General features: G+C 64.7%; 9 protein-coding genes, 2 rRNA genes, 1 pseudogene and 1 riboswitch. Of the genes and pseudogenes, 6 read left to right on the top strand and 6 right to left on the bottom strand.

Translation table 11 applies throughout. From position 1 onward, the window contains the following. Positions 1-30 precede the first annotated feature (30 nt). Together CFB43_RS19410 and CFB43_RS19405 are read left to right on the top strand one after the other, a co-directional pair. Positions 31-1,356, top strand: coding sequence for an MFS transporter (locus CFB43_RS19410; RefSeq protein WP_089496187.1), 1,326 nt, complete (start codon positions 31-33; stop codon positions 1,354-1,356). A gap of 172 nt (positions 1,357-1,528) precedes the next feature. Further along, positions 1,529-3,031, top strand: coding sequence for a purine-cytosine permease family protein (locus CFB43_RS19405; protein WP_089496186.1), 1,503 nt, complete (start codon positions 1,529-1,531; stop codon positions 3,029-3,031). 106 nt (positions 3,032-3,137) lie between these two features. Here the strand turns inward: CFB43_RS19405 and metE are convergent, their stop codons facing one another. Beyond that, complete coding sequence (gene metE / locus CFB43_RS19400) at positions 3,138-5,432, bottom strand: 5-methyltetrahydropteroyltriglutamate--homocysteine S-methyltransferase (RefSeq protein ID WP_089496185.1); 2,295 nt, start codon at positions 5,430-5,432, stop codon at positions 3,138-3,140. A gap of 68 nt (positions 5,433-5,500) precedes the next feature. Here metE and CFB43_RS39200 point away from each other — a divergent pair. Beyond that, positions 5,501-5,668 (top strand): annotated as a pseudogene (locus tag CFB43_RS39200) (LysR family transcriptional regulator); the annotation flags it as partial. A gap of 101 nt (positions 5,669-5,769) precedes the next feature. Here the strand turns inward: CFB43_RS39200 and CFB43_RS19395 are convergent. Both CFB43_RS19395 and CFB43_RS19390 read right to left on the bottom strand, forming a co-directional pair. Further along, complete coding sequence (locus CFB43_RS19395; protein ID WP_089496184.1) at positions 5,770-6,492, bottom strand: CbtA family protein; 723 nt, start codon at positions 6,490-6,492, stop codon at positions 5,770-5,772. Between the two features lie 13 nt (positions 6,493-6,505). Next, positions 6,506-6,715, bottom strand: coding sequence for a CbtB domain-containing protein (locus tag CFB43_RS19390; RefSeq protein WP_006488502.1), 210 nt, complete (start codon positions 6,713-6,715; stop codon positions 6,506-6,508). A gap of 33 nt (positions 6,716-6,748) precedes the next feature. After that, positions 6,749-6,886: riboswitch (cobalamin riboswitch) on the bottom strand. A 49-nt stretch (positions 6,887-6,935) separates the two neighbouring features. Here CFB43_RS19390 and CFB43_RS19385 point away from each other — a divergent pair. The 3 genes from CFB43_RS19385 to CFB43_RS19375 all read left to right on the top strand — a co-directional run bounded on the left by CFB43_RS19385 (position 6,936) and on the right by CFB43_RS19375 (position 10,355). After that, a complete protein-coding gene (locus tag CFB43_RS19385) occupies positions 6,936-7,523 on the top strand; it encodes a histidine phosphatase family protein (RefSeq protein ID WP_089496183.1) in 588 nt (195 codons plus the stop codon). A 185-nt stretch (positions 7,524-7,708) separates the two neighbouring features. Next, positions 7,709-9,301 (top strand): inorganic phosphate transporter, encoded by a 1,593-nt coding sequence (locus CFB43_RS19380; protein WP_089496182.1) that lies wholly within the window; start codon positions 7,709-7,711, stop codon positions 9,299-9,301. 310 nt (positions 9,302-9,611) lie between these two features. After that, on the top strand, positions 9,612-10,355 hold the full coding sequence (locus CFB43_RS19375; protein WP_089498072.1) for a 2OG-Fe(II) oxygenase: 744 nt from the start codon (positions 9,612-9,614) through the stop codon (positions 10,353-10,355). Between the two features lie 273 nt (positions 10,356-10,628). Here CFB43_RS19375 and CFB43_RS19370 read toward each other — a convergent pair whose 3' ends face one another. The 3 genes from CFB43_RS19370 to CFB43_RS19360 form a co-directional block, all read right to left on the bottom strand. After that, the gene (locus CFB43_RS19370) at positions 10,629-12,053 is read right to left on the bottom strand and encodes a DHA2 family efflux MFS transporter permease subunit (RefSeq protein WP_089496181.1); all 1,425 of its coding nucleotides are present in this window, start codon (positions 12,051-12,053) and stop codon (positions 10,629-10,631) included. A gap of 582 nt (positions 12,054-12,635) precedes the next feature. Next, positions 12,636-12,748, bottom strand: a 5S ribosomal RNA gene (gene rrf, locus CFB43_RS19365). Between the two features lie 188 nt (positions 12,749-12,936). Next, positions 12,937-13,046 (bottom strand): 23S ribosomal RNA (locus CFB43_RS19360); the annotation flags it as partial.

Here is a 13,046-nt window from a genome sequence, read left to right as displayed (position 1 = left end):
ATCAGAGGATTCAGAGGAGCACACATAAAGATGGGGACTTCCGTCAAGCAACCCAAGCGGGCGGCGCTCGCGTCGTTCGTCGGCACCACGATCGAGTGGTACGACTTCTATAGCTACGCGACCGCCGCCGCCATCGTGTTCGGGCCGCTGTTCTTCCCCGGCGAAAACCGCTTCATCAGCCTGCTCGCGTCGTTCGGTTCGTTCGCGGTCGGCTTCTTCGCGCGGCCGCTCGGCGGCGTGATGTTCGGCTACCTCGGTGACCGCTTCGGCCGCAAGCGCTCGCTGCTCGCGACGCTGATGCTGATGGCCGTGTCGACCGTCGCGATCGGCCTGCTGCCGACTCATGCGCAAGCCGGCGTGATCGCACCGATCCTGCTCGTGCTGATGCGCGTGCTGCAAGGCATCGCGGTCGGCGGCGAATGGGGCGGCGCGGTGCTGCTCGCCGGCGAGCATGCGCCGGAAGGCAAGCGCACGTTCTTCGCGTCGTTCGCTCAGCTCGGCAGCGCGAGCGGCCTGATCCTGTCGATGCTCGCGTTCGGCGCGATCAGCACGCTGTCGAAGGAAGACATGATGAGCTGGGGCTGGCGCGTGCCGTTCCTGGCAAGCTCCGTGCTGCTGATCGTCGGCTTCGTGATCCGCGCGAGCGTGTCGGAATCGCCCGAGTTCGAAGAGGTCAAGAAGAGCGGCAACATCGCGCAAAAGCCGCTGCGCGAAGCGCTCAAGTACTGGCCGCTGCTGCTGCTCGCGATCGGCGCGAACGTGTATGGCATCGCCGGCGTGTATTTCAGCAACATCTTCATGATCAGCTACGCGACGCAGTTCCTGTCGCTCGACCGGTCGATGGTGCTGCATTGCATGACGATCGTCGCCGTGCTGCAGTTCGTCGTGCAGCTCGCGGCCGCGTTCCTCGCGCAGCGCTTCGGCACCACGCGCGTGCTGCTGATCACCGGCGCATGGGCCGCGATCGTCCCGTTCGTCATGCTGCCGCTCGTGCACATGGGCACGCCGCTGTCGATCACGGTCGGCGTCGGCCTCGCGACGCTCGCGGAATCGGGCTACTACTCGGTGGTTGCGGGCTTCGTCAGCGGCATCTTCGTCGCACGCATCCGCTACACGGCGATCTCGATCGCATACCAGGTGTGCGGCGCACTCGCCGGCGGCCTCACGCCGCTCGTCGCGACCCTCATCGCGCAGAACAGCGCGCCGCAATGGTGGCCGCTCGCGCTCCAGTACACGAGCGCCGCTATCCTGTCGTCGCTGTGCGTGTGGCTGATCTCGCGTCGCGTGAGCATCGACGATGCGGGCGCGACAAATCAGAAGGAAACGCCGCTGCCGCGCGGCACACGCACCGCGTAACCGCTCGCAACGGGCAGGCACCTCGCCTGCCCGTTTTTCGTTGTACGCGTCGGCGGTGCGTCGCACCGCCTCCCGGTTCCATGCTATTCATCGCCTGCCACGCAGACGTCGCGGCAGGCTGGCGCACGCGGTCGCTCTGCCGAACCGCGCACGACCCAGGAGACAAGTCGTCATGACCCGCCCCGACACGCTCGATCTCGGTCGCACCGAATCGGCCGGCCTTGCGATCGAGCACCACTCGATCGACTACATTCCGGAACACGAGCGCCACGCGAAACTCGCCAGCCAGGGCCCGTTCTGGTTCCTCGGCAACTTCCATTTCTTCACGATCTCGATCGGCTTCGTCGGGCCCGGCATGGGCCTGTCCGCCGGCTGGACGACGCTCGCGGGCGCCCTCGGGATCATGTTCGGCACGATCTTCATGGCGTTTCACGGCTCGCAGGGGCCCGAGATGGGGCTGCCGCAGATGATCCAGTCGCGCGCGCAGTTCGGCTATCGCGGCGTGATCGTCGCGCTGCTCGCGACGTTGTTCGTGTTCGTGGGCTTCAATGTCGTCAACGTGTCGTTGCTGGTCGACGGCGTGCACAACGTATTCGGCATCGATGGCGGCTTCGTCGCCATCGCCGCCGTGACGACAGGTGCGCTGCTCGCCATCTACGGCCATGACCTGATGCACCGGACTTTCACGTGGGCGCTGATCGCGACACTGCCGCTCTATGCGCTCGTGACACTCGCGCTCGCGTTCGGCCATGCGACGCCGGCACCCGCTACCGTTGCACCGGTTGCCGCTCCGGGCTTCAGCTGGATCGCGTTCGCCACGCAATTCGCGATCGCCGCGAGCTACAACATTTCGTATGCCCCGTATGTGTCGGACTATTCGCGTTATCTGCCGAAAAACACGCGCCGCGCGAAGCTGATCGCCGTGATCTTCGCCGGCGCGTCGCTGTCGGGCACCTGGATGATCGGCCTCGGCGCGTGGCTCGCGCAGAAGCTGCATGCGGCCGATGCGCTGGTCGCGATGAACGACGTCGGCTCGTCACTCGTGCCGGGCCTCGGCAAGCTGATCGCGATCGTCTCGCTGGTCGGCTTCCTGCCGATCATCGCGCTCAACGCGTACAGCGCGATGCTGACCGTACTGACCGCCGCCGATTCGATCGTGCCGATCCGGCCGACGCGCCGCGCGCGCGTGGCATCGATCATCGCGATCAGCACGTTCGTGCTGGCCTGCGTATTCGCGATCCGCGGCAACGGCATCGCGCTGCTGCAGACGTTCCTGACGCTGATGCTCTACTTCCTCGTACCGTGGACCGCCGTGAATCTCGTCGACTATTTCTTCGTGCGCCGCGGTCACTATGCGATCGCGCACTTCTTCATGCCGAACGGGCTCTACGGCGCGTGGCAACCGCGCGGCATCGTCGCCTACCTTGTCGGCTTCGCGGCGATGGTGCCGTTCTTCTATATCTTCGACGCCGAAGCAAACCGCGAGATTTTCGTCGGGCCGTTCGCTCGCCTGCTCGGCGGCGTGGATATCGCGTGGCTCGTCGGCCTGGTCGTCGCCGGTACTACGTACTGGCTGCTGTCGCGGTCGCTCGACCTCGCACGCGAACGCCGCATCATTGCCGAGACGCCCTCACCCGAGATGCTCGCGGGGCCCCTCGAACACGAGCGCGCATGATCGCGCACTGCCCGTGACACCGGGCCACCCGGTCACGGCATAAGTCACGCCGCCGGCCGCGCCGCCCGATCATCGAGCGCGGCGGCCGGCACGCAACCTGCGCGCGTTATTGCACCGCGTTGCGCAGCGTCTTCGCGGCGGCGACCATGTTCGTCAGCGCCGGAATCACTTCCGCCCACTGGCGCGTCTTCAGGCCGCAGTCCGGGTTCACCCACAGGCGTTCCGCCGGAATCCGCTCGGCCGCCTTCTTCATCAGGCCGACGATGTGCGCCTGCGTCGGGATGTTCGGCGAATGAATGTCGTACACGCCCGGCCCGATTTCGTTCGGATACTTGAAGGTGTCGAACGCGTCGAGCAGCTCCATGTCCGAGCGCGATGTCTCGATCGTGATCACGTCCGCATCCATGTCGGCGATCGACGCGATGATGTCGTTGAACGCCGAATAGCACATGTGCGTGTGGATCTGCGTATCGTCCTGCACGCCGTTCGCGGCGATACGGAACGATTCGACCGCCCACTTCAGGTACTCGCCCCACTGCGCGCGGCGCAGCGGCAGCCCTTCCCGCAGCGCGGCCTCGTCGATCTGGATCACGCGCACGCCGGCCTTCTCGAGATCGAGCACTTCTTCACGGATCGCCAGTGCAAGCTGGTAGCACGACACCGAGCGCGGCTGGTCGTCACGCACGAACGACCAGTTCAGGATCGTCACCGGGCCGGTCAGCATGCCCTTCATCGGCTTGTTCGTCAGCGACTGCGCGTACGTGATCCATTCGACCGTCATCGCCTTCGGGCGGCTGATGTCGCCGAACAGGATCGGCGGCTTCACGCAGCGCGAACCGTACGACTGCACCCAGCCGAACTGGCTGAACGCGTAGCCGTCGAGCTGCTCGCCGAAGTATTCGACCATGTCGTTGCGCTCGGCTTCGCCGTGCACGAGCACGTCGAGTGCGAGCGACTCCTGTTCGCGTACGCTGCGTTCGATCTCGGCCTGCATCGCCGCGCGGTAACCGGCTTCGTCCAGCGCGCCGGCCTTGAACTGGCTGCGGGCCTGACGGATTTCGCCGGTCTGCGGGAACGAGCCGATCGTCGTCGTCGGGAACGCCGGCAGGTTAAGGCGCGCCGACTGCTTCGGCGCGCGCTGCGTATAGGGGCTCGCGCGGTTGCCGAGCTGCGCGTCGATCCGGGCGATCGCGGCCTTCACCGCCGGGTTGTTCACGCGCGGCGACTGGCGGCGCGAATGAATCGCGGCGGCGTTCGCGGCCAGCGCGTCGGCCACCTTGTCGCGGCCCTCATTCAGTGCGGTCGCGAGGACCTTCAGCTCGTCGAGCTTCTGCAGCGCGAACGCGAGCCATGAACGGATTTCCGCATCGAGCTTCTCTTCGCTCGCGAGATCGACCGGCACGTGCAGCAGCGAGCACGACGGTGCGATCCACAGGCGATCGCCCAGTTGCTTCGCGAGCGGCTCGAGCCAGTCGAGCGTCGCGTTCAGGTCGGTCTTCCAGATGTTGCGGCCGTTGATCGCGCCCACCGACAGCACGCGCCCGGCCGGCAGGTCACGGGCCAGCGCGTCGACTTCGTCGCGTGCGTTGATCGCATCGACATGCAGGCCGTCGACCGACAGCGAACGCGCGAGCGCCAGATTGCCCTGCAGTTGGCCGAAATACGTCGCGAGCAGCACCTTGATGCGGCGCGTTTCGAGCGTGGCGTACGCGGTCCTGAACGCTTGTTGCCATTCGTCGTCGAGTTCGGTGACGAGGATCGGCTCGTCGATCTGCACCCATTCGACGCCCTGCGCGGTCAGCGTGTCGAGCAGCGCGCCGTACACCGGCAGCAGCTTCGGCAGCAGTGCGAGGCGGTCGGAATCGTCCTTCGCCTTGCCGAGCCACAGATACGTGACGGGGCCGAGGATCACCGGCTTCGCAGCCACGCCCCGTGCCTGCGCTTCCGCCAGTTGCTGGAGCAGGCGCGACGGGTCGAGCGAGAAGTTCGTGTCCGCGTGGAATTCAGGCACGATGTAGTGATAGTTCGTATCGAACCACTTCGTCATTTCACCGGCCGCGACGCCACCGCAGCACGCGGCATGCGCGTCCGCCGACTGCGCCGAACGGCCGCGTGCGACACGGAAATAGTTGTCGAGCACGTCGCCGTGGAAACCCTGCACGCGCTTCGGCAGGTTGCCGAGCGTGAAGCTCATGTCGAGCACCTGATCGTAGAACGCGAAGTCGCCGATCGGCACCAGGTCCAGACCGCGCTGGTCGTTCCAGTGACGCTGGCGCAACTCGGCGCCAAGCGCCTTCAGCTCGTCGCGCGACGATTCGCCCTTCCAGTAGCGTTCGAGACCGAACTTGAGTTCGCGCTTCGCGCCGATGCGCGGAAAACCGAGGTTGTGTGTCGTGACCATGAGCTGCCGTCCAGAAGAGAAATTGCATGTCCGGGAGCCATGATAGGGATTTCAAATCATGAAATAAAATGGAATTATTTCATTTATCCATTAAATTTATTCATGCACCTGTTGCGCGAGCGATATCCATGCTGGAACGATTCCATCTCGTCGTCATTCGTGAGGTCGAGCGCCAGGGCTCGCTGACCGCGGCCGCCCATGTGCTGCACCTCACGCAATCGGCGCTCAGCCATACCGGCATCGATCGACTATCTGGCCGCGTTCGTCGCGCTGGCGCGCGAATCGACGTGGAGCGCGCCACGCATGCTGCGCTAGGCACGCCCCGTTGCGCTGTGCGTCAGGCGGCGCGCATGCCGATGCGTTCGCCGCGCTCGACCCACGCGCCGAACAGCAAGCCGATCGTCGTCCACATGATCACCTGCATGCCGATGGCCGCCACGCGGAACTTCCACAGCAAGGCCGCCGGGAAATCGGCCGGCAACTCGCTGACCGACGGCAGCCCGATCTGCACGGCCGCGATGATCGCGACGAACACGAGGCCGGCGACGATCGACGCGTTCCACTGCCCGAGCTTCGCCAGCAGATGGCGGCGCACGCTGACCGAGAACACCATCGTCGCGACCGAGATCGCGATCATCAGGAAGAACAACCCCGTGCGATAGCCGATCGTGTCGGGGTCGCCAACCGACGGCGGATTCGCCGGGTACTTGAGGTTCGGCACGATCACGAGCGCGACGAACGACGCCAGCGCAAGCCACGCAGCCAGCGGCCGTGCCGGGAGGCGGCTGCCTCGGCCATACGCATACGCAAAGACGAGCGAGAACAGCCCGCCGAATGCCGCGCCGTAGGTCACGACGCCCGTCAGCAGACCGAGGCCGGCTTGCGTGTGGCGGCTGACCAGTTCGGGTTCCGGTGCTTCGCCTCGGGCGGCTTCGGTTTTTTCCTCGAAGGAGATTGCCTGATCGACTTGCGGTTCGCCGATGATTTTCGCGAAACCGAACGTGAGGAGGCCTGCGGCGATGCCTGCGAGCATCCCGCGCATGAGCAGCTTTCCGACCATCGTGAACTCCGCGTCAGTGGCAGGGGAAGCCGAGCAGATGGCGGCCGTCGTGGACGAACTCGTGGACATACATGCCCGGCACCAGCGACGTCGCGCCTTGTTCCGCACCGACGAAATACAGCGCGAGCAACAGGATCAGGCCGACGAACACGGCCCACGGCAACAGTTCGCGGACGGGGATGGGTGCCGGCACGACCGCCGGCTTCAGCACTGCTTCGCTCATGGATGCACCTCAGGGGAATCGCGCCCCGACAAATGTTGGATGGGTACGAAGGCAGGTCTGGCTTCCGGGATCATGGATCACCGGTTACAGTGGCGCGACCGCGCCGGAATTGCACCGGCTTCCGCGTTTCGTATCGGGCGAATTGTACGCGCGAACGTTCGCGTATTGAAGCGGCGACCGGCGATCGCATTCACTCGTCCCGGATCATCCGAACAACGACATGAACATGCCTGCCTCGCTGCGCCTGATCGCGCACGCCTCGACCCGGGCAATGCGCACCGGTACGTTTCCCGACGACGACCCGCTCGACGCGCACGGGCTCGCCGACGCCGCGGCACTGCACGACCGGTGGGCACGCGTGACCGGCGCGCGCGTGCTGTGCAGCCCGGCCCGCTGTGCGGTGCAGACCGCCGATGCGCTCGGCCTGCGTGCCGCCATCGATGACGCGCTGCGCGACATCGACTACGGAAACTGGCGCGGCAAGCGGCTGCACGACCTCGTGCGCGACCTGCCTGACGAATTGGGCGCGTGGATCGGCGATCCCTCCGCGTCCCCGCACGGCGGCGAATCGTTCGTTGCAGCGATGCGCCGCGTCGGCACATGGTTGAACGCGCTGCAACACGGCCGCGACATCGTCGCCATCACGCATGCGCCGATCGTTCGCGCGGCCGTCGCGCATGCGCTGCGAATGGATCCCGGCGCGGCAATCCGCATCGACGTCGCACCACTGTCGTGCACGAGATTCGCTGCGTCGCCGCACGGATGGACGTTGATCGCCGCCGACGACCGGCGCGACACTGCGACGTAGCCGCTCGCCGTGTTGCATTCGCAATATCGGGCACGACACGAGCCGACGTGTCGCGTCGTATCGCGATTGCCTGGCGACGTTCACCTTACGCCGCTGCAAGACACGCCGTTCGTTGTCCCTGCTGTCATCAAACTGACTGCTAGCCGAAGCTAGGATCAGTCGCGGTTCCCTTACGAGATACCGTCATGAATCAGCCTGCTTCGTCTGCCCCGAACAATTCGGGTTCCGTCGAGCGCACCAAGCAGCTCGGCTACGCCGTCTTCCTGCTGGTGCTCGCGATCGGTGCGGTGTATATCGCCACGCACCTGATCGACGATCTGTCGCCGATGCGCGAAGGATCGCTGTTCCCGTACCTGATGCTCGGCGCCGCGCTGCTGATCGCGCTCGGCTTCGAATTCGTCAACGGTTTCCACGACACCGCGAACGCGGTGGCCACCGTGATCTATACGCACTCGCTGACACCGAACGTCGCGGTGATCTGGTCCGGCCTGTGGAACTTCCTCGGCGTGATGATCTCGAGCGGCGCCGTCGCGTTCGGCATCCTGCAACTGCTGCCGGTCGAGCTGATCCTGCAGGTCGGCAGCGGTGCGGGCTTCGCGATGGTGTTCGCGCTGCTGATCGCCGCGATCGTCTGGAACCTCGCGACCTGGTATTTCGGGTTGCCGTCGTCGAGCTCGCATACGCTGATCGGGTCGATCATCGGCGTCGGGCTGATGAACCAGCTGATGCACGGGCCGTCCGGCACGAGCGGCGTCGACTGGGGCCAGGCGCTCGGCGTCGGCAAGTCGCTGCTGCTCTCGCCGCTCGTCGGCTTCCTGTGCGCGGCGCTGCTGCTGCTCGTGCTGAAAACCCTCGTGCGGATTCCGGAGCTGTACAAGGAGCCGCCGAAGGACCAGCCGCCGCCGTTCTGGATTCGTTGCCTGCTGATCCTGACCTGCACGGGCGTGTCGTTCGCGCACGGCTCGAACGACGGCCAGAAAGGGATGGGGCTCATCATGCTGATCCTGATCGGCACGGTGCCGACCGCCTATGCGCTGAACAAGGCCGTCACGCCGGCCGAGACGCAGACCTTCGTGGCGGTCGCGAACCAGGCCGCCGCGACGTTCGGGAAGTACACGAACGGCGTTGCACCGTCCGCGAACCCGCGTGCCGACGTCGAGCTTTACGTCCAGCATCGCGAACTGACGCCGGCCGTGATCCCCGCCGTACAGCAGTTGTCCGCGTCGCTCGCCACCGCCGTCGGTGCATCGGGCTCGATGGCGGCCGTGCCGCAACGCGACGTCGACAACGTACGCAACACGATGTATCTGGTCTCCGAAGCCATCCGCCTGATCGAGAAGTCCGGCCGGCCCGCGTTCGCCGCCGACGACAAGCTCGCGATCGACAACTATCGCAAGCAGCTCGACCACGCGACCAAGTTCATTCCGACGTGGGTGAAGGTGGCGGTCGCGATCGCACTGGGCCTCGGCACGATGGTGGGCTGGAAGCGGATCGTCGTGACCGTCGGCGAGAAAATCGGCAAGCAGCATCTGACGTACGGACAGGGCGCATCGGCCGAACTCGTGGCGATGCTCACGATCGGCGCGGCCGACGTGTACGGATTGCCGGTGTCGACGACGCACGTGTTGTCGTCGGGCGTCGCGGGCACGATGGCGGCGAACGGATCGGGCTTGCAGTGGGGCACGGTGCGCAGCCTCGTGCTGGCGTGGGTGCTGACGCTGCCGGCGTCGATCGTGCTTGCCGGCGGGCTCTATTGGCTGTTCCGGTCGGTGGCGTAAGCGGTGATGCAGCGGGTGGCCGGGCGGAGCCGGCTACCTGCTGGAGAAGATTCGACCCTTGTCCCTCGCTGTCCCGTCTCTCCGTCTCGCCAACTCGACTCGTCGAGGCATTCCGTGCGTCCATGCCGTCGCGAACGCTCCCCCTCTTCCTTTCCCGAATTGAAGCGCAAGATCTGGAGCGCGCCGGCGCATCGACATCCGTAGACTGGGCTCATCAACATTTACCGTGGACTCGACCGTGCGGACGACGTGCCCGAAGCATTCCGCACGACTGCATGGCGCTACATTGCTGACGAACCGAGCTATGCCCGTGAACATTGCCGACCTGCAACCTGCCGTCGAATCACTGGAAATTGCGCAACGCGTCGATGCGATCGACTGGACGACTGTCGATGCCGATCTCGATCGCTACGGATGCGCGCGCGTGCCGGGCCTGCTCTCGGCCAGCGAATGCGCGACGCTCGCGTCGCTCTATCCTCACGATGCGCTCTATCGCTCGCGCGTCGTGATGGCGCGGCACGGGTTCGGTCGCGGCGAATACAAGTATTTCGCGTATCCGCTCCCCGCGGTCATCGCCGAGCTGCGTGCGACGCTCTACCCGCATCTCGCGCCAATCGCGAATCGCTGGAACACGGCACTCGGGATCGACGTCCGCTATCCGGCAGACCACGCGGTCTTCCTCGCTCGCTGCCATGCAGCAGGACAGACGCGACCGACGCCGCTGATCCTGCAATACGGCGCCGACGACTACAACTGCCTCCATCAGGACCTGTATGGCGAGCATGTCTTTCCGCTCCAGGTCGCGATCCTGCTGTCGGCGCCCGGCCGTGATTTCACGGGTGGGGAGTTCGTGCTGACGGAACAGCGACCACGCATGCAATCGCGCGCGGAAGTGGTGCCGCTGACACAAGGCGACGCCGTCATCTTCGCCGTGCACGGCAGGCCCGTGCAGGGAACGCGCGGCGTCTATCGCGTCAACCTGCGTCACGGCGTCAGCCGGATTCGGAACGGCCATCGCCACACGGTCGGCATCATCTTCCATGACGCGCAGTGACGGCGAGCGGAATACGCACGATGCTCGCAGGCCATCCGTCACGCAGACGGATTTGTGCGGGAAATGCCGCGCATCCGGCATGCCAATCGCTCGTTACCCATCCGGATTCTTTGCAAACGGACATCGGCGCGCGACCAGTTCATCCATCCAATCCGGCAAATGATCGCTTTCGATTCGCTGCAGACCGTCGCGACTCGTCGGATCGACGTCTCAAGTGAGCGACAGGAAGCAGAAGCACTCACCTGTCGCAGCACAACGTCGATGGGACCCGACCTACCCGCGCGCCACATTCGCCCGCAATCGATCACCCGCATCGGAGGCGAGCCGTGCGTAGCCCGGCAACGTCAGCAATGCGAGCACGCCCGCTGCGACGAATGCCCAGCGAAAGTCGTCGAGTACGTAGTGCATGCCGGCCGCATCGCCCCGCACCAACGCTGCGAGTCGAAGCGACAACGCACCGAACGCGATGCCCATTCCGATCGTCATCTGCTGAGCAGCGCTCCACAACGTGCTGGCCGCGCTTGTCTGCTGGGCCGGGATATCCGCATAGGCCAGCGTCGCGAGCGTCGTGAACTGCATCGACCGCGTCAGTCCGTAGACAAATACGACGAACAGCGTGATCGCCAGTGGCGTCGATGTAGTCAGCCAGCCGCACGCGATCGTGAAGAGGCCGACTATCGTCACGTCGACGAGTGCGACGCGCCGAAAGCCGTAGCGGTCGAGAATCCACGACGTTCCCGCCTTCATCCCGAGATTGCCGAGCGCACTCGCGAGCAGCAGCAGGCCGGACTGGAACGGCGACAGCCCGAAACCGATCTGGAACAGCAGCGGCAGCAGGTACGGCACGGCATTGATGGCCATCCTCGTGATCGACCCGGTGATCACGGTCACCGAGAACGTCGGCACTTTCAATGTCGTGAAGTCGAGCAGCGGATGTGCACAACGTTGCGCATGCCACCAGGCGGCGATGCCGAACACCACGCTCGCGCCCACCAGGACGGCTGCGCGCGTAAAGTGGACGTCCTGCTGGCCGGCCGCTTCGGTGCCGATCAACAGACAGGTCAGCGCACCTCCGGCGAGTACGAAGCCGCCCCAGTCGAGCGGTCGTTGCTCGTCGGCCCGCGTGTTCCGGACGATCAGCCAGGTGCAGACCAGTGCGGCAATGCCGAACGGGACGTTCAGCAGGAAGATCCACCGCCATGATGCATAGGTCGTGATGAAGCCGCCGATCGGCGGCCCGACGACAGGAGCGACGATGCCTGGCCACGTGATCGTCGCGATCGCGCGCATCAGCTTCGCCTTCTCGGTGCTGCGAACGACGATCATGCGCCCGACCGGCACCATCATCGCCCCGCCGACGCCTTGCAGCAGGCGCGCAGCGGTGAATGTCACGACACCTTCGGACAACCCGCACAGCACCGACGCACCGGTAAAGACGACGATTGCACTGGCGAACACCGTGCGCGAGCCATACCGGTCCGCGATCCAGCCGCTGATCGGGATGAACACTGCCAGTGCCAGCATGTAGGCCGTCATCCCGAGGCTCAGCGCATTCGGCCCGACACCGAACGAGCGCGCCATTTGCGGTAGCGCGGTCGCGATCACGGTCGTGTCGAGGTACTCCATGAAGAACGTTGCGGCGACGAGATACGGCAAGAAGTCGGTCGTCCGACCACTTTGTGCAGGGTTATCAGTCATGAACGGTGCGGGAGACGGGATACGGCGGACCCCGACCGCCGGCGGTTGCCTGGAAGCACCGGGGATCGGGACGAACGGTGATATTACCCCGAAGGGCTTGCACCCCGCTCTGCAGGGCATGTCGCGCGAATGGACTTTATGCGCATAGATTTTTGTGATGATTTAGCGCTGAGTTTGTTGTGTGTGCCGGCGATCACGTCGATACACCGCGTCGAAGGACCGGTAGATGGTGCAAGATGCCTTTTGCCCGAACACATCAATTGCCAGCCATTTTCGACAAAACATCGCCCATCGTCAGCCATCATCGCGCCATTCGTGGATAAATCGACGTCTGATGGGGACTAATGGGAGGCCGATGGATGTGTGTGGTCCAGAGAGAGCGTCGGGAGAACATTGGAGGCCTGGGTCGACGCATTCGCCCCCCGGTTTCCGCCAGATCGAGGTGTGGCGCTGGGAAACGTGCCTGGAGGTAGGAGTGACGCGGAGCTGTATCCAGCCTGCTGTCCATCCCGCTCGCAAAGCATTTCCGCCGCTGAAATGCAAAAACCCCCGCCTTTCGGGCGGGGGTTTCTGGCTTAGGGAGCCTGACGATTACCTACTTTCACACGGGAATCCGCACTATCATCGGCGTAGAGTCGTTTCACGGTCCTGTTCGGGATGGGAAGGGGTGGGACCGACTCGCTATGGTCATCAGGCAAAAGGGGTTGTTGCGCTGGCTTCGCAGCACAACCAATCTGGGAAGAAGCAGTAATTTCGTTGGGTTGTGAGGTTGTATCTCACACATACGCGGTAGTTCAACCGCTGTACGTCGAGTGCCTTGCACTCGACGTTCGACATTCGTAGAGCGCTGAAGCGCTAACGACTGTCGAAACAGACTTGTTATAGGATCAAGCCTTACGGGCAATTAGTATCAGTTAGCTGAACGCATTACTGCGCTTACACACCTGACCTATCAACGTCCTGGTCTCGAACGACCCTTCAAGGGGATCTAGT

Origin of the sequence: Burkholderia sp. AU15512, assembly GCF_002223325.1 — a bacterium.
GTDB lineage: Bacteria > Pseudomonadota > Gammaproteobacteria > Burkholderiales > Burkholderiaceae > Burkholderia.
The sequence above is the reverse complement of the archived record's forward strand: the minus strand, read 5'-3'. Positions and strand labels throughout refer to the sequence as shown.